This is a genomic window from Rhizobium mesoamericanum STM3625, from assembly GCF_000312665.1.
In the GTDB taxonomy this organism is placed as follows: domain Bacteria; phylum Pseudomonadota; class Alphaproteobacteria; order Rhizobiales; family Rhizobiaceae; genus Rhizobium; species Rhizobium mesoamericanum.
Genome location: NZ_HF536778.1, coordinates 216,329 through 236,161, shown reverse-complemented (window position 1 = coordinate 236,161; position 19,833 = coordinate 216,329). Strand labels below are relative to the sequence as shown.

The window sequence follows — 19,833 nt, the reverse complement described above, 5'->3', positions numbered from 1 at the left end:
TTGGGCGACGAGCGGAACAGGAAATCGCTTTGTCAGGCCGGTCGGCGATGGCGCGAATAAAAGAACAGAGAGCTTCGCAAACGCTAACAGGTGGGGGAGTGTCTCCGCAGTTCGGCAACTTTTCCACGGCCCGGCTTGTTTCCAGCGGTAGATGCGGTTAGCGCCCGACGCTCCGTTCTCCTAACGGCCGAACGTTGTCAGGATGCAAGGAAGCGACCTCCCATCGCAGATCACCTCGACGCGGAGTTACCGGGGCCGTATCGTCTGGCAGCCCGCGCCCCGAGAGGAGCCGGTGACGGCGCTCACGGCACGGCGCGGTTGCGCTGACAACTGGCGGCCTTGCCGATTTGCTGATCCTGTCGTTTTGGAAGCGCAGCGTGATGGTAACCCGGCGTCCAATTCTTGACTGTGGGGCAATCCGCGGCATGGAAGACCGGCCCCGTTCGCGTTTGAACATGGCCGGGTAGTTCATCACCGTTGCCCCCGGCTCGCACTTTCCCTTGCGGATCCGAAACAGCTAGCGGGACAGGATTCCCGAGATCTCTGTCAGAGTGCGGTCGATCTCTTCGAGAGTATTGTAGTGCACTGGGCCGATACGCACGCCGCCGCCCGAATCGAGGATGCCGAGCCGAAGATTTGCTTCCAGCCCATAATTGTGGCCGCTCCAAACATGAATACCCTTCGAAGCCAAGTGGCGAGCAATGTCGGCCGATGGAACCCCTTCCGCCACAAAGGTTACAGTCGATACGCGGCGATCGAGGCTTCTGGCATCACTGATCCCCAACACCCGAACTCTGTTGTGCGCTCGAAGCCCGTCGATCAGCTTGAGAGCCAACAGATCGTCATGATGTTTCATGGCCTTATAGCCACCGTCCAGACGTGCGCGGAGACCGGACGCGGATGTGGTGCCTGCGAATTCGTCGCCGAGCGCCGCTATGTAGTCAATAGCGGCATGGACCCCAGCCAACTGCTCCCGGTTCGTCGTACCGTTGGTAAATCGCCATGGCAACGTATCGGACGCTGCGCGTACCTTATAGGGTCTCACCCGGTCGAGGACGGATCTGCGGCCCCAAAGAAGGGCATAGTGCGGACCGAAAAACTTATAGGCGGAGCACACGAGGAAATCGCAGCCGAGCCGCTGGACATCTATCAATCCATGAGGCGCGTATTGCACGGCATCCACGTAGACAAGTGCGTCGGCACGGTGCGCGATCTGCGCAAGCGCTTGGACGTTGTTTATTGTGCCGGTGATGTTGCTTGCGTATCCGACTGCGACCAGCCTGGTTTTGTCGCTGATCAGCTTGACGAGGTCGTCCGGATCAAATTCATAGGTTTCGGTTGAGAAATCCAGCCACTTGACGCTCAAGTTCAGGTCCTCTGCAAGCATCAGCCACGGAGCGACGTTCGCGTCGTGATCCATGCGCGAGAGTATTATCTCGTCGCCGGCGCTCAACAGCGAGCCTATGCTGCGCGACATGGCAAAGGTGAGGGCGGTGGCGCTTTGGCCGAAAAAGACCTCGCCTTCTTCGTAGGCATTGACGAAGGCCTCCGCCGCCCGGTGTGCAGCCTCGACCCTTGAGGCCGCTTCAAGCGACGTGTCGAAAAAGCCCCCAAGGTTTCCGTTCGCATTGATCATCATATCGGTCATGCGTTCGATCACCGAGGCGGCGACCTGCGTCCCCGCGGGATTATCAAGGAAAACTGCCTGCCGATCGTGTTTCTTGCGTTGGAGCCCGGGAAAATTCCGTCTAACCGATTCAACGTCATAGTTCATTCTTTAGGTTCCTTGGCGGTTGATAGACCCGCAGTGACGACGTCAAAGGCGGGCTCTGATCAGAAAGTTGGCGGAGTGTTGACCCACAGAATCCTCGCTTCACCGTCGCCCAGGTTCTGGTAGGAATGGGGAAGCGGGGACTCGAAATAGAAGGAATCTCCCTCATGGAGGAGGACTGGATGACCGTCGACTGTCAGCTCCAGGGTTCCAGCCAAGACGTAGCCGAACTCCTGCCCCATATGGCTGATGGGTTCCGAACTCCCGCCTCCGGCCGCCACGACATGGATATTGATCTGCAGAAGATATCCCGGGCCGCTTGGGACAAGTTTTTCGAGGGTAACCTGGTTTCCGGCGCGTCGATGGCCTGTAACAAGCCGGGCCCTCTCGTTCTGGCGTACGACAAGCACCGGCCCGTGATCCTCCGCAGGTGTCGCGAACAACTCGCTCATGTTCGTACCGAGGGCTTGAACCAATTTGTGAAGCGTCGCCATCGAGGCTTGCGAGCGATCGTTTTCGAGCTTCGAGAGATAGCCTTCCGTCACACCGATCTTTTCGCCAAGCTCCGCTAGGCTGATGCCCATAAGCAGACGGGCGTGCCTGAGCTTCGCGCCGATCTTGAGTGACTGATCCTGGTTTTGCATGGTCCGGCCTTTTCCCCTCTAAGCCTTGGCGGCCTCTAAGACCGCACGGCACAGTACTTCGCACCCATCCCCTACATGCATGGGCTCGGACCACTCAAGTGGGTTGTGGCTGATGCCGTTTCGCGAGGGGATGAAAATCATCGCGGAGGGCACGACGGCCGCGAGGTTGCTGGCGTCGTGCATCGCACCGCTGGGGAGGCGCAACGATGGCATCGACAGGGAAGACGCCACTTTCTCGACCGCGTCTTTAAGGTCGCGATTAAACGAAGCAGGTCGAACGTTCATGATGCGGTTGATGGAGAACCCGAAACCCAGCTTCTTGAGCGGCTCGCCCTGATCGGCCATGAGCCGCTCGACCCTGTCGAGAACGTGTTCGTCGATATGACGCAGATCGAGCACCAGCCGCGTGCGACCGGGTATGGTGTTGGTGGAATTCGGCTCGACTTCGACACGGCCGAATGTGACCCGAACATCAGGGTCGATGTCCATAGCTCGTTCGAGAAAGCCCAAGGCGTATCGTGACGCCGCGAGAAAGCTGTCCCGGCGATTGTTCATGGGGGTCGTCCCGGCATGAGCGTCCTGGCCAAGAAAATCAATTTCAAACCATCGGACTCCCTGGACACCTTCCACGATGCCGATCGTTGCGCCGGCGTTCTCCAGCACGGGGCCTTGTTCGATGTGCATCTCGAAATAGGTCGATATTTGCGGAGGGCGATCCTGCCCCGCATATCCGATGCGTGCGAGTTCGGCGTAGTATCGGCTACCGTCGGAACTGGAGATCGAACTCTCGTCGCCACCTGGCAAGGCGCCGACGAAACCGCACGATCCCGTTAGCCCAGGTTTGAAGCGAACGCCTTCCTCGTTGGTCCAATTGACGATGGCGATTGGCGCCTCGGTTTCAATCCCGGCGTCGTTCAGCGCCCGGACGATTTCAAGTCCTGCCATGACCCCAAGCACACCGTCGAAGCGACCGCCATGGGGCTGGGTGTCAAGGTGGCTTCCAATCAGCACCGCGGGCAGATCATCGCGAGCGCCGGGGCGGATCGCATAAATGTTGCCGAAGTTGTCGACACGCACCTCGCATCCGGCCGCGGTCACCCAGAAGCGGAAGAGATCGCGCGCCTCTTTGTCTTCGTCGGTCAGGGAGAGGCGGCAGCTGCCGTTTCCTTCAATCGCGCCGATTTCCGCAATGCGCATGATCGAGCTCCAAAGCCGGCTCGAATTCGTGAGAGTGGCAGCGCTGTGCGTCAAAGGGCGATCCACGTCGTTTTCAACTCGGTGTATTTGTCGAAGGCATGAAGCGATAGGTCTCGCCCGGTCCCCGATTGCTTCACGCCGCCGAACGGAGTCCTGACGTCAACGTTGTCGACAAGGTTGACGCTGACGCTCCCCGCATGAAGGCGCCGGGCAACGCGGTGCGCCTGCGAAAGGTCGTTTGTCCAGACCGAGGCGCCCAAGCCGTAAATGGAGGCGTTTGCATACCCGACCGCCTCGTCTTCGCTTTCGAACCGGGTGACGGCCAGAACCGGGCCGAATATCTCGTCCTGCGATAGCGTCGAACCAGGCTCCACATTGGTGAAGATTGTCGGCTCGATGAAATAGCCTCCGCTGCCGGTCAACGCTCTGTCGCCTCCTGCAACCAGCGTCGCGCTCTTTTTCCCGAGATCGATATAGCCACTGACTTTTTCGAGATGCTCCTCGCTGACGAGCGCGCCCATTCCTGATGCGGGGTCGAGCGGGTCGCCGGGCTGAAATTTCGAAACTTCGCCCTTCAGCCTTTCACCAAACTCGTCATGGATTGACGCGTGAACGTAGAGCCTGGAGGTCGCCGAACATACTTCGCCCTGATTGAAGTAGATTCCAAGGGCCGCGGCGGACGCAGCCGCTCCGATGTCGGCCACGGCCGGGAAGACGATGTTGGCGCTCTTTCCGCCGCATTCCAGCCAAACCCGCTTCATGTTCGATTGGGAGGAATAGCCAAGGAACATCTTTCCGACCTCGGTGGAGCCCGTAAAGGCAACACAGTCGACGTCAGGATGAAGTCCGATTGCCCGTCCCGCATCCGCTCCCAGGCCTGGGAGGACGTTGAACACGCCCGGGGGAATACCAGCGTCCGCAGCAAGTTCTGCCAGTCGCAAGGCACTCAGCGGCGATTGTTCGGCGGGCTTTAGAATGACGCTGTTGCCCGCCGCCAGCGACGGCGCGCATTTCCATGCAGCCATTTTCAGTGGAAAGTTCCACGGAACGACAGCGCCGACGACACCGACGGGCTCGCGGGTCACCATCGCCAGTCGGTTTTCGCCAGTCGGGATCACCTCGTCCACAAGCTTGTCGACAGCTTCCCCGTACCAGCGAAACACAGCGGCCGCGCTCGGCACGTCCAGTTTGATCGAGTCCGTTATCAGCTTACCCATATTCATGGTTTCGAGGAGCGCCAGCTCTTCGCGGTGCTGCATGATCAGGTCCGCCAAGCGCACCAGCACACGGCCGCGCTCGGCGGGATCGCAACGCGACCAGTCACCCTTGTCGAAGGCCTTGCGCGCCGACCGGACCGCGGCGTCGACATCGGAGGCATCATAGGCGCCGACAGCGGCCAGTATTTTCCCCGTGGCGGGGTTTACGGCGTCAAAGGTCTTCCCGCCCGCCGGATCTACATGCTTCCCGTCGACGAAGGCGCGGGTGGGGATTCGAACGGATTTTGCCGCATCGTGCCAAAAATCATTGGAGTGCGAGACAACACTCATGGGCCGAGGTCCTCCTTCATTCTCGCCTAGTGCTATTGTCACGAAGAGACCATGTCAAGTGACTTTCCTGTCCAGAATTCAGAGTGATTTATGATAAAACATTGAAAAGAAGGTATTTAATATGGCTGGCCGAATGTATCTGGGCGACATTGGCTCCGATGTTGCTCGCGTAAATTCACCATAGGATAGGTACTTGACTATTTGGAAATAGTCTTGCCTTATGCGGAGAAACAAGAGGAGGGGCTGCGGAATGGTCGACGCGTCGAGCGACGAAATTTTGCTTAGAACCAGAGGGCTCACCAAAAGCTTCCGAGGATTGATCGCTCTTCGCGATCACCAGATCGATTTGCGCAAAGGCGAGATTGTCGGCGTCATCGGGCCGAACGGGTCGGGAAAGAGCACGCTGTTCAACTGCATCACCGGCTTTTCCAAACCCACCGCGGGAGAGGTGTTTTTCAGGCACGACCGCATCAGCGGTTTGCGACCATCCGCAGTGGTCGCAAAAGGCCTGGCGCGGACCTTTCAAGGCTCCCGGCTATTCGTATCTCTGACGGTGCGGGAAAATGTCAGGGCCGCAGCTCATCTGAGGCACCAGACGAACATCTTCGAAGCCGTTCTCCTCACCAGGCGATATTTTGGGACGCAGGAGGCGGCAACCCGCCAGGCGGAGGAACTTCTCTCCTTGGTGGGGCTGTCACACCAAGCCGACCGGCTCGCTTGCGAACTTCCCTACGGCGATCAGCGACGGCTCGAGATCGCCAGAGCGCTGGCGACCGCCCCTGACATCCTTCTGCTCGACGAGCCCGCCGCGGGCCTTGATTCCGCAGAGACCAAACAGCTCGCCGACCTGATCAGACGTATCCGGGACAGTCGAGGCGTCACGGTCGTCGTGGTCGAGCACGACATGGACCTGATCATGAATCTCTGCGAGCGCATCCAGGTGCTGGCTGCAGGAGAGGTTATCTGCGTCGGAACACCACAGGAAGTGCGCGCGCACCCGCGGGTGAGGGAGGCCTATCTCGGCCATGAATAGCAATGCGGGCACTCTGCTGGAAATCTCGAATCTCACCGTCTCATTCGGCGCCGTGCGCGCGTTAAAGGGGGTCACGCTCAGCGTGGGGCATGGGGAGGTCGTAGCCTTGTTGGGCTCCAATGGCGCGGGCAAGACAACCACTTTAAGAACGGTATCCGGTCTCACAAGGCCGTCATCCGGCGCCGTGACGTTCGAAGGGACGAGTATTCTCGGCCTCACTCCTGAGAAAATCGTCAAGCTGGGCATTTCCCAGAGCCCCGAGGGAAGGCGGCTTTTTGGCGGCTTGAGCGTCGCCGACAATCTGCGCCTGGGAGCCAGTACAAGGTCTGACGCTCATCAAGTCGCGGCAGATCTTGACAACATGTTCACGCTGTTTCCGATCATCAAGCAGCGCATGTCGCAACTTGCAGGAACCCTCTCGGGCGGAGAACAGCAACAAGTGGCTTTGGCACGGGCATTGATGGCCTCACCACGGCTTCTGCTTCTCGATGAGCCGTCCCTCGGCGTCGCACCGCTCCTTGTCCGGCATATTTTCGAAGCCCTTCGAGAGCTAAAGCGGCGCGGCATGACGATGCTTCTGGTCGAACAGAACACGGCTCTGGCTCTGGACCTGGCGGATCGCGCATACGTGCTTCGAAATGGTCAGGTCGTGCTTACCGACGAAGCGTCCGATCTTCGGGTAGGCGACCGTGTCGCTCAGGCCTACTTGGGAGCATCACAATGAATTTCTGGGACTATGTGCTTCAACAGCTCCTGAATGCGGTAAGCCTCGGCAGCCTCTACGCCCTCGTCGCAGTCGGGCTTTCGATCATATTCGGGATCATGCGTCTGACCAATTTCGCCCATGGGGACGTCATGATGGTCGGAGCCTTCGGAGCCGTTCTCTCCATCGCTGCAGGCGTTCCATTCATTCCGGCAATCGTCATAGGCGTCGCTGTCGCCTCAGTCCTGGGCATCCTCATTGAACGCATCGCCTATCGACCCATCCGCAAAGCGCCGGATGTTGCGCGTCTGCTGACAAGTCTCGCGGTGACATACATTCTCGAGAATGTGGGTATTGTCATCTTCAGTTCGTCGCCGCGCAACTTTCCGATACCAACGTGGCTCGATGGGTCGTGGCAGCTCACAGGGGGCATCACCCTCACGAACATTACCCTGTTGACGATCGCGGTTTCGGCAGGCTCGCTGGTGCTGCTTGGCTGGTTCACCACGCGTACCACCGCGGGACTGGGAATGCGTGCCGCCGCTGAGGATGCGGATGCCGCGCAGCTTGTGGGCCTCAACGTCAATAAGCTGATTGTCATCGCCTTCCTGCTCGCCTCGGCCTATGCCGGGCTGGCCGGGGTCTTGTGGGCAGCTCAGGCGGGGGCGGTCGATCCCCAGATGGGCTTTACTCCGCTGCTGAAAGCCTTTGTGGCAGCGATCATCGGCGGTTTCGGCTCGATCGCCGGCGCCCTAGTGGGCGGGTACATGTTGGGTGCCTTGGAAATTCTGATCGTCGCTTTCCTGCCTTCGTCCGTGTCGCCCTACAGGGACGCGATCGTCTTCGCGTTGCTCATCGCTTTCCTGCTGTTCAGGCCCGGCGGCCTTCTCCAACCCAATCGCGAGATCAAGCTCTGATGTTGAAGTCACACGCAATCGGCGTCGCCCTCATCGCGCTCGCCATCTCGGCAGCATGGCTTCTGCCTGCAATAGCCAGCGACTATGTCAGCCGGATATGCCTTCTTATGGCGCTCAACGGCATCTTCGTGCTTTCGCTTGCGCTGACCAATGGCTTTACCGGGGTTTTTTCTCTCGGTCACGTTGGTTTCATTGCGGTCGGGGCTTACGCTTCGGGCATTCTCTCCCTTTCCGTTCAGCAGAAGTCGGCGCTGCTCCCCAACCTTCCTTTCTTGATCGCCCAAATGCATCTCGGGTTTTTCCCAGCCACCATTGTGGCTGGACTGATCGCGGCAGCTCTCGCGGTTATCGTCGGATTTCCGCTCATGCGACTGTCGGGTAACTTTGTGTCCGTCGCCACGATGGGTTTTCTCATTATCGTGAATGTCGTGCTGATCAATGCAAGCGACTTCACGCGCGGAGCCCGCACGTTCACAGGGGTGCCCGTCGACGCCAATTTGATGTGGGCGGTGGGGTGGCTCGCCATCACCTTCTATATCCTATGGCGTCTTGTTCATTCGCCCTTCGGACGAGCGATGAAGTCGGTCCGGGACGACCAGCTCGCCGCCAGCGCAGTCGGAATAAGCGTATTGCGAACGCGTCTGACCGCCTTTGTGGTGGGTGCATTCTTTGCAGGCGTCGGCGGATCGATCTTTGCGCACTACCTCGGTTCGTTTTCGCCGAAGACGTTCTACTTTGCGATGACAATGAACATCGTTGCGATGTTGGTCCTTGGCGGAATGGGGTCGCTCTCAGGGGCCCTGATCGGCGTCGTTTGCATATCGCTGATCACAGAAGTCCTACGGTCCGTGGAGAGGGGCTTCACACTTGGTGCCTTCGAAGTCCCGGCCGTTTTCGGCGCGAGCCAGATCATCCTCGGATTCATCTTCATAGTTGTCATGATCTTCAGGCCGAAGGGGATCATGGGCGACCGGGAGTTCACTCTCGGTTCAAAAGCTCGGCAATAACCAAGCAAAAGGGGTAACACTATGCCAAGCCTTTCCAGGCGTGCCACGCTCACTCTCGGAATGATGGCCGCGATGATGCTCGCGACCACAGCCTCCGCCGCCGATGCGATCAAGATCGGATTTCCGGCCAATATCACGGGGATCGAGGCTTCATTTGACGGACCCATGTTGAACGGCGCGAAGCTCGCGGTGTCGGAGATCAACGCCGCCGGTGGTGTTCTTGGCCGCCCGATCGACCTTGTTACCTATGACACCAAGAGCGACACTGCGACGATCTCGACGGTCACGAGCCAGATGATCGAGAGCGATAAAGTCAAAGCGTTTATCGGTTTTGCCGATCCGGACAGCGTGTTGGCGGCGGCTCCTCAGATCGAAGCCGCAAAAATTCCTTTGATCACGCCTGGCGCTACGTCGCCGAAGCTTCCCCTGCAGGTCGGCACGCAGGTTTTCCTGGCCTGCTTTGGGGATAACGTCCAGGCGGCGGTCGGAGCGGAGTTCGCGCTCGAGAAGCTCAATGCCAAGAAGGGGTACCTGATCACCGACATGGGTATGGAGTATACGACCCTGCTCGCCGAATACTTTACGAAAGCCTATGAGAACGGTGGCGGCAAGCTGCTGGGAACGGATACCTACAAAACCGGCGACAAGAACTTTACCGCCCAGGTGACGAAAATCAAAGCCCTGGGTGAGAAGCCGGATTTCATTTTCATCTCGGCTGGAGGCGACGACATCGGCCTTATCCTCAAGCAACTGCGCCAAGCCGGGGTCGATATCCCTGTCGTCGGCGGTGACGGCTACGACACGCCGCTTCTCTTGGAGATGGGTGGTCCGGCTGCCAACAACACCTATTTCACGACGCACAGCTTCATTGGTGAGGGCGCTTCGCCGAAAGTCGCCGCGTTCATGGAAGCATACAAGAAAGCGTACGGGCGTGCTCCGGAGAACACCTTCGCAGCTCTCGGCTACGATGCCATGAAGCTGATGGCGGACGCCATCAAGCGCGCCGGCAGTGACGACCCGGCAAAAATCCACGAGGCCATCAAGACGACTGCTGGCCTTGAAGGTGTCACCGGTACGATCACCTACAAGGACGGCAATCCAGTGCCGGAGAAGTCCGTGACCGTCATCGGCGTGAAGAATGGCAAGCTCTACCTTGCTTCGGAAGAAGCCCCTTCGTTCGTGCCGGCACCATGACCCGTCCCTCCCGACACCCTTTGTGGGATATGTATCGGGAGGTGATCTCCTCGGCTGACTTCGTAGACCTGACCCATGCGTTCGGTCCGGGTCAGCCGAGGTTTTCAAGCTTCCCCGATGAAGAGAGAAGGCTCGTGATGGATTTCGACAGAGGCGATATCGCACAAGCCCATCGCTATAGCTTCGTCGGTCAGTGGGGGACGCATGTCGACCCGCCTGTCCATTTCGTTAAAGGCGGACGCACAATCGATGAGCTTCCGGTTTCAGAGATGCTCCTGCCGCTCGTCGTCATCGATATTTCCGAAAGGGTCGGACGAGATCCTGATGCCACCCCGACGGTGGAGGATCTGACTGAATGGGAAGAGCGGCATGGCCAAATACCTTCGGGTTGCTTTGTGGCACTCAGGACGGATTGGCATACCAGATGGCCGGACGCCGAAAAATTTGCGAACCTGGATCAGGAAGGTATCTCGCACACGCCGGGCTGGTCCAAATCCGTTTTGGAAATCCTGCTCCTTGAACGCCGGATAACGGCGATCGGCCACGAGCAAATCGACACCGATCCGGGTCTGGCCGTCTCCAGAGGCGACAGCAGCCTCGAGCTGTTTGTGCTGCAACAGAATGCGTGGCAGATCGAATTATTGCGAAATTTAGACCAGGTGCCGGAGGCAGGTGCCCTCATTATGGCGTCTTGGCCAAAGCCGAAAGGCGGGTCCGGATTCCCAGCACGAGCCATAGCAATTGTTCCCCGCTGAAACGGCGGGAATTGCCCTCCGATCTCCGGGGTGCGCAAGCGTCTTGGCCGCTCGCTGATGAGGCGACGTGCCGGGCGTCTATGAGGCTGCGCCCACGTAAGCGACATCCTGGTTGGCCTTAGCTCCTTCTGGCGGCGCTCGGCAGCCTCGCTGGCGCTGGGCGACGCCGGGATCTTTGAAGGTCATCTGACACCGAACAGCGCGTGTCCGGCAAAGCTTGTCCCACTCGGGGAGGATTGGGTTCTGCATCGCGCATGAAATAGTCGGTCTGCAAATGCAGTCATATCGAAAAAGGACGTTCATGCCGTCGATCCGAGATGCTCTCCCCGCCGACTACAGTGCCTGGCGAATGCTTTGGGCAGGTTATTTGGATTTTTATCAGGTCCAGTTGGAGGAGGAGACGACCACAAACACCTGGGAAACGGCAATCAACCCGTTGGTTCCGAGACGGATCAGGGTTTTGGAAGTCGACGACGAGCTAGCAGGTTTCGCTCTCATTCAGTTTCAGACCTCAAGCTGGCAGGTTCGGCCAGTGTGCTACCTCGAAGATCTTTTCATTTCCGAGAGCCACCGCGGCAAAGGCCTGGGGCGAGCAATGCTCGACGATCTGCTTGGCACCGCAAAGGAATCGGGATGCTCAGAGTTTTACTGGCACGCCCGGCGGGACAACGCGCATGCGCGCCGGCTCTACGATAGCTACGTCAGAGAGGATGGCAACGTTCGGTATCGTTTGCCGATCGGCTGAGGGGCGTTCTCCGTCGGTCGGGCCTTCCGCCCCCATGCGATTCCTCTTCGGAATGCGTGCGCCAACTCCGCCGCCGTACCCTCGCGGCGCCTCATCGGGCGTTACTGGATATAACCCGTTTGTCAGGGAACAACCCTGCAATGGTCCCAGGCACAGCACTGCGTCCGATGATGGCGTGGCAGCAGCATGGTGCTTTCAAAATCAGAAATATAGCGAAGAGGATCGAGCCGGTTGCGTCTGGGTTAGGCCTCTCCTTTGTCCTCCTTGAGGAGGATATTCTCGAAAGCGACCGATCTCTAAATAGCTTTGATCGCGCAGACCATTTGGGTTTGCGCCATGCCGTGGCGGGAGGCCAGGCAGAGCTCAGGGAGGTTCGATGATGAAGCGCACGATCGGAATAGCGAAGGCCACCACGCTGGCACTCGCGATGACGCTACTCAATTCTTATCTGGCTGCGGCCGACGAAGGTCGCACGGTGACGATTGCCCTGGAGGGAGCGTACGAACCATGGAATCTGACGCGGTCTGATGGAACGCTTGATGGGTTCGAACCCGAACTTGCAAATTATCTTTGCGGAAAAGCGAAGCTCAACTGCAAACTCATTGCCAATGATTGGGATGGCATGTTCACGGGTCTGCAGGCCGGGAAGTTCGACGTCATTATGGATGGTGTAAACATTACACCTGAGAGAAAGAAGCAGGTGGCTTTCTCGATACCCTACGCCAACACGCCCGCGGCATTTGTCGTAAACAAAACGGGTTCCCTGAATGAACTACCCGATCTGAAAACCGTGCTGAAGCTTGATGATGCGGGCAAGGGAGACAGCGACGCAGAGGCGGTCATTTCCCGGCTTCGCAAAGCACTGACCGGCAAGACGATCGGCGTGCAAATATCAACGGTGTACTCCGACTTCATTCACAAGAAATTCGGGGATGTGGCCGATATTCGGGAATACAAGACGCCCCCTGAGCACGATCTTGACTTGACGGCCGGTCGAATTGACGTGGCATTCGATGATGCGACCTATTTCGGATCCGCCTTGGCGAAGCCTGACAATGCAGATCTAGCTTTTTCAGGCCCCGAAGTTGGTGGACCCATTTGGGGCGGCGGGCAGGCCTTGGCATTCCGCACAGATGACGCGGACCTCAAAGCTAAATTCGACGGCGCAATTCAAGCGGCATTGGCCGATGGCACCGTCAAGACGCTGGCTCAGAAGTGGTTCAAACGCGACGTGAGCCCGTAACTCGGATCACGCTTCAGCTGCCCTTGCGTGGCCAAATCTACGGAAACTGTAAATGAGCGACCTATTCTTGCTTGGATTTGGCAAGGGCGGCTGGGGCGGTTTGCTGCTTCAAGCGGCCATCATGACGCTTGCTGTGACGCTTGCATCGCTGATCATCGGGGCAGTCCTTGGCGCGCTGATCGCCTGGGCCAAGCTCTCGCGATCACTGCCCGCAAGCCTGTTGGGCGAGTGCTACACCGTCGTCTTTCGCGGTGTGCCGGAACTATTGATCATCTATCTCTGCTATTTTGGCGGGTCCTCACTTCTTAGCGGCATATTCCATATGAGCGGCGGTGCAGGCTTTGTCGGGATCCCGCCGTTCGTTGCCGGCGCATTTGGCGTGGGCCTGATCTGTGCTGCGTATCAGGCCGAGGTCTACAGGGGCGCCTACCTCGCCGTCTCGAAGGGTGAAATCGAAGCAGCCGTTGCCATCGGCATGCCGCGCCTGCTGAGGCTACGCAGGATCCTGATACCGCAAGTCATGCGCTTTTCCCTGCCAGGCCTCAACAACGTTTGGCAGATGAGCCTTAAGGATTCGGCACTGGTCTCGGTCACCGGCCTGGCGGAAATCATGAGGACCACCGACGTTGCTGCCCGCACGACGCGTGAATACTTCCTTTTTTATGTAGCGGGGGCGGCGCTGTACCTGATGTTGACAGCAGTATCGAACCAAGTTGTTGAAAAAGCTGAAAGCGCGACAGACAAGGCCTTTACGCCTCGCACGGAAGAGGCGTGAACATGGATCTCGTCTTTCTTGAGCAGGTTATGCAGGCCCTTCTCGAGGTGCTGCCTGTGACTGTCGCCCTTTTCGCGATCTCGGTCACCGCCGGAGGCCTCCTGGCGCTACTGCTGACCTACCTGCGTGTCAGCAACAACGCTGCCGCTCGCGGCTTCGCACGATCCTATATATTCGTATTCCGTGGATCACCGCTTTTGATGCAGATGTTCCTGCTCTATTACGGGCTCGGACAATTTCCGATCGTCCGCCACAGCGTGGTATGGCCCATTCTTAGGGAGCCATTCTACTGCGCTTGTATCTCGTTGGCATTGTGTACGGCGGGTTATACTGCCGAAGTTTTCCGCGGGGGACTGCGCGCGGTGCCCCCCAAGGAGGTCGAAGCGGGCAAGGCCTACGGCATGTCCGGGTTCCTCCTCTTCCGGCGCATAGTCGGACCGATCGCATTTCGTCATTGTCTACCGGCTTACTCAACCGAACTTGTTTCTATGATGAAGTCGACTTCATTGGCCAGTCTGGTGACGGTTTGGGAGGTCACCGGAATTGCAAACAAGATGATCAGCTCGACATACCGCACCTTTGAAATTTTCTTGTGTGCGGCGGCCATATATCTCCTCTTGAACTTCCTCTTGGTCCAAGCGCTCGGGATGCTCGAGCGGCGTCTGTCTCCGCACTTGCGGGCTCGACCCACCGGCGTTGAGACAGTTCAAGCTCTTTGATGGAAAACCAATGACACAGAACAGAAATGCAGCATTGATCGTAAAGGATCTCCGAAAATCTTTCGGTTCGCACGAGGTTCTCAAAGGCATCTCGCTCGAGGCTCATCAAGGTGACGTGATCTCGATCCTCGGATCAAGCGGATCGGGGAAGAGCACGTTTATGCGCTGCATAAACATGCTTGAGACCCCAAGCACCGGGACGATTACGGTCGGTGGCCATACGATCCTCATGAAGACCAAACGGGATGGAAGTAGCGAGCCGGCTGACCGTCGCCAGGTCGACGCGATCCGCGCGGAACTTGGCATGGTTTTCCAGAGCTTTAATCTCTGGTCCCATATGACAGTTCTTGAAAACATCATCGAGGCGCCTGTTCACGTTCTCCGAAGGCCGCGAAGCGAATGCGTTGCTCAGGCTGAGGAGCTCTTGGAGAAAGTGGGCCTCGCGGAACGGCGCAACTACTACCCAAGCCACTTGTCGGGCGGGCAGCAGCAACGCGCGGCGATTGCCCGTGCCTTGGCCATGAACCCGAAAGTCATGTTGTTTGACGAGCCTACCTCCGCCCTTGATCCTGAATTGGTGGGTGAAGTCCTCAAGGTGATGCGTGGGCTGGCTGAGGAAGGCCGAACCATGCTCGTCGTCACCCATGAGATGGCCTTTGCCCGCAACGTGTCCAATCGCGTGCTGTTCCTCCATAAAGGTGAAGTCGAAGCCGACGGCACCCCGGACGAATTGTTTGGCAATACGCGCTCCGAACGTTTCAAGCAGTTCATCGCCTCAAGCGCCCACTAACATCTGCAAAGGACATCCTCATGAGCGTTCTAGTCCTCGGCTGCGGCAATATGGGCGCAGCCATCGCCTCCGGCGTCGATCAAAACGGGCACGAAGATGTCGTCGCGGTCGATCCTGACGCACAGCGCGCGAAATCGCTTCTGCCGCCAGGCAGCCGGGTGCAGGTGTTCTCAGACCTTGCCCAATTAATGAAGCGGCGCTTTGACCTTATCATCCTCGGCGTCAAACCGAACTACATCGGCGACGCATTGCAGACTTGTCAGGCCAGCCTTGCTGAGGCGCCGATGGTTTCCATTGCCGCTGGCGTCAGCCTGGCAACGATGAGAGAGGTTGCGGGCCAACACGCAAGGCTGATCCGCGTGATGCCCAATCTTCCCGCTTCAGTAGGGGCGGGGATGACCGTGGGATATGCGGATAACCTGGTAGATGGGGAGGTTTTAGAGCGCGTCGAACGCGTCTTTGAAGCCGTTGGGCGCTTCCACTGGGTCTCTGACGAACACGACATCGATAAAGTCACGGCCGTTGCCGGCAGCGGACCTGGATATGTGTTTGCCTTCACGCAACACCTCGAGGCGGCTGCTGTGGAGATCGGCTTGCCGGCCGAACTGGCGGCGGCACTCGCTCGGCAGACCGTCGTGGGCGCTGGTCGGATGCTCGAGCGCGATCAACGCAGCGCGATTGATCTGAAGCGGGCCGTAACCAGTCCCAAAGGAACGACAGAGGCGGGCCTCTCGGTACTTGAAGGGCCAAAAGGGCTCCCTGCGCTGCTCGATCAATGCGTTAGGGCAGCAGAACAGCGCGCGATCGAGCTTCGGTAAATCAGGATGCCTGGCGCGGGTCCGAGAAGATGGCCATAGGCAGATCAGGTTGAAATTGCCCCCATGCCACGGCCTCGCCGGAGCGCTTATGCCCGCGGCGAGGGCTCAAGATTGGCGAGGCCCAGGCGGCACCGCGCTCAACTTGCAACAGCTTATTTCCGCGAGGAGAATGAAAATTGAATACGGCAGTGAAAATTGCGACGTCTGAAGATTAACAATTCTCGTTTCTCGACAGCGTCGAAGCGTATATGGACCGCGCACTCGCGCAGTTGCCGGTTCCAGAGGGACTTGCAGAGCGCATAAAGGCTTGCAATTCCACCTATACGGTTCGCTTCGGCGTTTGGCTAAGGGGGCGAATGTATTCCTTCACGGGCTGGCGCTCCGTCCACAGCGAGCACGTTGAGCCTGCAAAGGGTGGCATCCGCTATGATCTTGCGTCGAACCAAGAAGAGGTGGAGACGTTGGCGGCGCTGATGAGCCTCAAATGCTCGTTGGTGGACGTTCCCTTCGGTGGCTCGAAAGGAGCGCTGAAGATCAATCCCAAGGATTGGGAAGTCCACGAACTCGAGCGCATAACCCGCAGATTTACACAGGAGCTCGCAAAGTGCAGCCTTATTTCGGCAGGGCGAAACGTGCCCGCACCGGATGTTGGTACGGGTGAGCGGGAAATGGCGTGGATGGCGGACGAGCACAAACGGACCGGGCCATCGGACATCGTCAACGCGCCGCATGCGTCACCGGAAAACCGCTGTCTCATGGCGGTATCGAGGGTCGCACCGAAGCCACCGGGCGAAGTGTGCAATATGCCATTCATTGTTATCTGCGAGATCCCTACAGCAATGGCATCGGAGGAAACCGTGACCTCGCGAAGATGACGGTGGCCGTCCAGGGCTTTGGCAATGTGGGGTTCCATGCTGCGAAGTTCCTCAGCGAGAACGACGGGGCCAAGATCGTTTGCATCGTAGAGCGCGACGGCTATCTCCGGAATGATAAGGGACTGGACGTTGCGGCGGTGAAGAGCCACCAGTTGGAAACCGGTAGCATTCTTGGTTTGTCGGCGCCGACAGCCATCCCGACAGCACCCGCGGCCTCGAAGTAGAGTGCGACATCCTCATTCCGGCGGCCATGGAAAACGCAATCACGCCCTCAAACGTTGGCCGTATTCGCGCCAGGTTGATTGCTGAAGCCGCCAATGGCCCCGTCGCGTTCGCCGCCGAAAAGGTGCTGTTGGAGAAGGGTATTGTCGTCCTCCCCGATCTTTTCGTGAACGCGGGGGCGTCATTGTATCCTATTTCGAGTGGGTCAAAAACCTGACGCACATCCCGTTCGGTCTCGTGGAGCGCCGGCGCCGGGAGCGCCGAAATCATCAGATCACACAAGCCCTGGAGACAATGACTGGAAAAGCTTTCCCGGAGGAGATGCGAGACGAATTCCTTGAGGGCGGATCTGAGATCGACTTGGTATGCTCCGGTCTGGATGATGTCATGCGCGGCGCTTACGAGAATATGTCGAGGACACTGCGCGATTTTCCCGACATCAAGGATTTGCGGACGGCCGCCTATCGGATCGCGTTGAACCGCATCGCAGAAGCCTACAAGGCAATTGGTATTTGAGTTTCGCGGTCGGCACGAGAGGTGAGGGAACTGCAATTCCCCCGACGAAGTGAGCGCTGGCCTGAAGCTCGCGCAGGAGACCGGGCGAACGCAAAGTCGCCCGCGCTGCATCTCGTTGCCGACACTGAAGATGCTCTTTAAATTGCGGTGAGCATGACCGAGCGTTGACCCCGAGACCTGGGTGCCACGTTGGCTCCCAGACACCTAATCTGGCGAGCGTTCATGACGACGTTGAAACTATCGCCCATGGAGAGATCGTGCCTTCGCTGGGTATTACTCTGCTGGAGCGTGCCGGAGATCGCCATGCTTGAAGGCAAGGCTGAGGGGGAAATCCAATCATGCCTGGATCGAGCGCTCCAGCGCCTTGGCGCGACCTCGCTCGATGATGCAATCGTCAAGATGATGAACTCAGCCAATTAAACGCTCGCTGTCATGACCACGACAGCACCCGACCGATGCAAGGGAGCCTCCAATGATGCAAGTGAGAGATAGAAATCACGATTGCAGGTTTTGAATACGACGATATACCCTCTGTAGCCTCTATTCTGGAGAGCAGTTCATGCATCCGTTTTGGATTTAAGATGAAATATCGGCACTTTCTCTTCGATCTCGACGATACGCTGCTCGATTTCAAGGCGTCGGAGCGGCTGTCTTTTAGCCGGGCCTTGTCGAGCTTGGGCATCGACGGCGAAGGCGAGCCATTGTTTGCCGACTATCAGAGGGAAAACATGCTGCTCTGGTCGGAGTTCGAGAAGGGAACCGTCCGAAAGGAAACTTTGAAGGTCGAGCGGTTCCGGCGGATTTTCGTGCGGCATCGCATAGATGCCGATCCGGAAACCGCCAGCGCACTCTATCTGCAATTCCTGCCTGAAACTGTCGTGCTGGTGGAGGGCGCGGCCGACGTCTGCGCGAAACTAGCAGCGGTAGGCGAGGTCGGCATCATCACAAACGGGATTGAGGCAGTCCAGGCGAAGCGCACCGCAAACTCAGGCCTTGCGCCCTGGCTCAGCTTCGTCGCGACTTCGGAGAAGTGCGGCTTTGCCAAACCGGACATTCGCTTCTTTGAACACGCGGCGAGCAGGTTCCGGACTTTCGACAAGCAAGAAGCAATAATAGTCGGTGACCGACTGGATGCGGACATTCTTGGGGCGAACCAATTCGGCATCGAAAGCTGCTGGTTTAATCCTCTCCGCGCAGAGAACCGGAGTTCGGCGGTACCGACGATTGAGGTCGCACGGCTCGTCGAAATTGTCGATCGACTTGCCGGCGGATAGAGCCGGCCCGCCGCCAAGCGAAGGTTCGAACGATGGAATCTGCCTGAGGCAAGCAGAAATGTTCTCCGCGACTGTCCGAGCTTGATTGGGCTACCCGGAAAACGATCGAGCGCCCTGCTCGTTCGGCGCCGGCCGATCGGCAATGTCGAAGACGGCCGCATTGTCCTGGACTTCCCGCAAACCCTTGTAGGAGGCATGACGAAGGTTGCCGTCATGGGTCCAGCCGCGGAACTCGATTTCGGCGATCAGGGCCGGCTGGGCAAAGACGAAGTTCTTGCCTTTGAGAGGCACGACCGGCCTCGCCGTCTTCAGCTTGTCGAGGGTCTTGCGCAGGTACTCGGCATCTCTAGTGTTGAAGCCAGTGCTGACGGAGCCGACATAGGTCCAGTCATATCCGTTCCGTGCCGCAAGGAGCAGGCTGCCGATGCTGCCGCGCGCCGAAGCCGACTGTTCATAGCCGACGACCATGAAGCTCTCGCTTTGGATGCACTTGATCTTCAGCCAATCGCCGGTGCGCCCGGAGCGATAAGGGCGGTCGCGATGCTTGGCGATGATGCCTTCAAGCCCCGCCCGACATGCGTGCTCCAGCAAGACATCGCCGTCCACCGCCATCTCCTGCGACAGGCGAACCGCGCCCTCGCTCGTCGGTGAAATCAGATCTTCCAGCAGATGCCGCCGCACCGAAAGCTCGGTGCCGGTCAAGTCGTGGCCGTCAAGATAGAGAAGGTCGAACGCATAGAGGATTGCCTCGCCTGACGCCTTCTTGCCGCCGCGGCCGCCAAGCGAGCGCTGCAGCGCCCCGAAGTCGGAGCGGCCCTGATCGTCAAGGACGACGGCTTCGCCGTCAATAATAGCGCTGTTCACCCCAAGTGCACGCGCCGCATCGACAATCCCCGGAAAGCGGTGCGTCCAGTCGTGCCCGCCGCGCGTGATGTCCTTCACACCCTTCCGATCGATATGGAGCGCCAGACGGTATCCGTCCCATTTCACCTCGAACAGCCAGTCGGCTCCCTTCGGTGGTGTCGGCTTCAGAAGCGCCAAGCACGGCCCGATGCGCTCGGGCATCGGATCGAAGGGCAGGCTTGGTT

Annotated in this window: 19 protein-coding genes and 1 pseudogene; 15 read left to right on the top strand and 5 right to left on the bottom strand. The window is 58.6% G+C overall.

Features of this window, described 5'->3' with window-relative positions; genetic code table 11:
• Positions 1–517 precede the first annotated feature (517 nt).
• The 4 genes from BN77_RS29775 to BN77_RS29760 are packed head-to-tail and all read right to left on the bottom strand — an operon-like array spanning position 518 to position 5,159.
• Complete coding sequence (locus BN77_RS29775; protein WP_007539319.1) at positions 518–1,774, bottom strand: cysteine desulfurase-like protein; 1,257 nt, start codon at positions 1,772–1,774, stop codon at positions 518–520.
• A 59-nt stretch (positions 1,775–1,833) separates the two neighbouring features.
• Positions 1,834–2,415, bottom strand: a complete 582-nt coding sequence (locus tag BN77_RS29770) for a cupin domain-containing protein (RefSeq protein WP_007539317.1) — start codon at positions 2,413–2,415, stop codon at positions 1,834–1,836.
• An 18-nt stretch (positions 2,416–2,433) separates the two neighbouring features.
• Positions 2,434–3,678, bottom strand: coding sequence for a M20 family metallo-hydrolase (locus BN77_RS29765; protein ID WP_081593643.1), 1,245 nt, complete (start codon positions 3,676–3,678; stop codon positions 2,434–2,436).
• Positions 3,663–5,159: an aldehyde dehydrogenase gene (locus BN77_RS29760; RefSeq protein ID WP_007539313.1), complete on the bottom strand. Its 1,497-nt coding sequence runs from the start codon at positions 5,157–5,159 to the stop codon at positions 3,663–3,665. Before BN77_RS29760 ends, BN77_RS29765 begins: the two co-directional genes overlap by 16 nt.
• 250 nt (positions 5,160–5,409) lie before the next feature.
• Between BN77_RS29760 and BN77_RS29755 the strand changes: the two genes are divergently transcribed.
• From BN77_RS29755 to BN77_RS29680, 15 genes and pseudogenes are all read left to right on the top strand, one after another.
• Positions 5,410–6,192 (top strand): ABC transporter ATP-binding protein, encoded by a 783-nt coding sequence (locus BN77_RS29755; RefSeq protein WP_007539308.1) that lies wholly within the window; start codon positions 5,410–5,412, stop codon positions 6,190–6,192.
• The gene (locus BN77_RS29750; protein ID WP_007539306.1) at positions 6,185–6,916 is read left to right on the top strand and encodes an ABC transporter ATP-binding protein; all 732 of its coding nucleotides are present in this window, start codon (positions 6,185–6,187) and stop codon (positions 6,914–6,916) included. The genes BN77_RS29755 and BN77_RS29750 overlap by 8 nt, the downstream gene beginning before the upstream one ends.
• A complete protein-coding gene (locus tag BN77_RS29745; protein ID WP_007539304.1) occupies positions 6,913–7,812 on the top strand; it encodes a branched-chain amino acid ABC transporter permease in 900 nt (299 codons plus the stop codon). Before BN77_RS29750 ends, BN77_RS29745 begins: the two co-directional genes overlap by 4 nt.
• Positions 7,812–8,819: a branched-chain amino acid ABC transporter permease gene (locus BN77_RS29740; RefSeq protein ID WP_007539302.1), complete on the top strand. Its 1,008-nt coding sequence runs from the start codon at positions 7,812–7,814 to the stop codon at positions 8,817–8,819. Before BN77_RS29745 ends, BN77_RS29740 begins: the two co-directional genes overlap by 1 nt.
• 21 nt (positions 8,820–8,840) lie before the next feature.
• The gene (locus tag BN77_RS29735; RefSeq protein WP_007539300.1) at positions 8,841–10,013 is read left to right on the top strand and encodes an ABC transporter substrate-binding protein; all 1,173 of its coding nucleotides are present in this window, start codon (positions 8,841–8,843) and stop codon (positions 10,011–10,013) included.
• The gene (locus BN77_RS29730; RefSeq protein ID WP_007539299.1) at positions 10,010–10,768 is read left to right on the top strand and encodes a cyclase family protein; all 759 of its coding nucleotides are present in this window, start codon (positions 10,010–10,012) and stop codon (positions 10,766–10,768) included. The genes BN77_RS29735 and BN77_RS29730 overlap by 4 nt, the downstream gene beginning before the upstream one ends.
• Positions 10,769–11,069: 301 nt before the next feature.
• Positions 11,070–11,513 (top strand): GNAT family N-acetyltransferase, encoded by a 444-nt coding sequence (locus BN77_RS29725; RefSeq protein ID WP_007539298.1) that lies wholly within the window; start codon positions 11,070–11,072, stop codon positions 11,511–11,513.
• A 427-nt stretch (positions 11,514–11,940) separates the two neighbouring features.
• Entirely contained in the window at positions 11,941–12,756 is an 816-nt protein-coding gene (locus BN77_RS29715; RefSeq protein WP_425280272.1) for a transporter substrate-binding domain-containing protein, read from the top strand.
• A 52-nt stretch (positions 12,757–12,808) separates the two neighbouring features.
• Entirely contained in the window at positions 12,809–13,531 is a 723-nt protein-coding gene (locus BN77_RS29710; RefSeq protein WP_007539295.1) for an ABC transporter permease, read from the top strand.
• Between the two features lie 2 nt (positions 13,532–13,533).
• Positions 13,534–14,250 carry an ABC transporter permease gene (locus tag BN77_RS29705; RefSeq protein ID WP_028748624.1) on the top strand — a complete coding sequence of 239 codons (717 nt, stop codon included), beginning with the start codon at positions 13,534–13,536 and terminating at the stop codon, positions 14,248–14,250.
• Positions 14,251–14,260: 10 nt separating this feature from the next.
• Positions 14,261–15,040 carry an ABC transporter ATP-binding protein gene (locus BN77_RS29700; RefSeq protein WP_007539293.1) on the top strand — a complete coding sequence of 260 codons (780 nt, stop codon included), beginning with the start codon at positions 14,261–14,263 and terminating at the stop codon, positions 15,038–15,040.
• Positions 15,041–15,060: 20 nt separating this feature from the next.
• Positions 15,061–15,858, top strand: a complete 798-nt coding sequence (proC, locus tag BN77_RS29695; protein WP_007539292.1) for a pyrroline-5-carboxylate reductase — start codon at positions 15,061–15,063, stop codon at positions 15,856–15,858.
• Positions 15,859–16,106: 248 nt separating this feature from the next.
• Positions 16,107–17,471: pseudogene (locus tag BN77_RS29690) on the top strand (Glu/Leu/Phe/Val family dehydrogenase).
• 222 nt (positions 17,472–17,693) lie between these two features.
• Entirely contained in the window at positions 17,694–17,891 is a 198-nt protein-coding gene (locus BN77_RS29685; RefSeq protein ID WP_040679102.1) for a helix-turn-helix domain-containing protein, read from the top strand.
• A gap of 161 nt (positions 17,892–18,052) precedes the next feature.
• Entirely contained in the window at positions 18,053–18,745 is a 693-nt protein-coding gene (locus BN77_RS29680) for a YjjG family noncanonical pyrimidine nucleotidase (protein WP_007539290.1), read from the top strand.
• Positions 18,746–18,835: 90 nt separating this feature from the next.
• Here BN77_RS29680 and ligD read toward each other — a convergent pair.
• The coding region (gene ligD / locus BN77_RS29675; protein WP_040679099.1) for a non-homologous end-joining DNA ligase at positions 18,836–19,833 on the bottom strand (998 nt) is incomplete at its 5' end.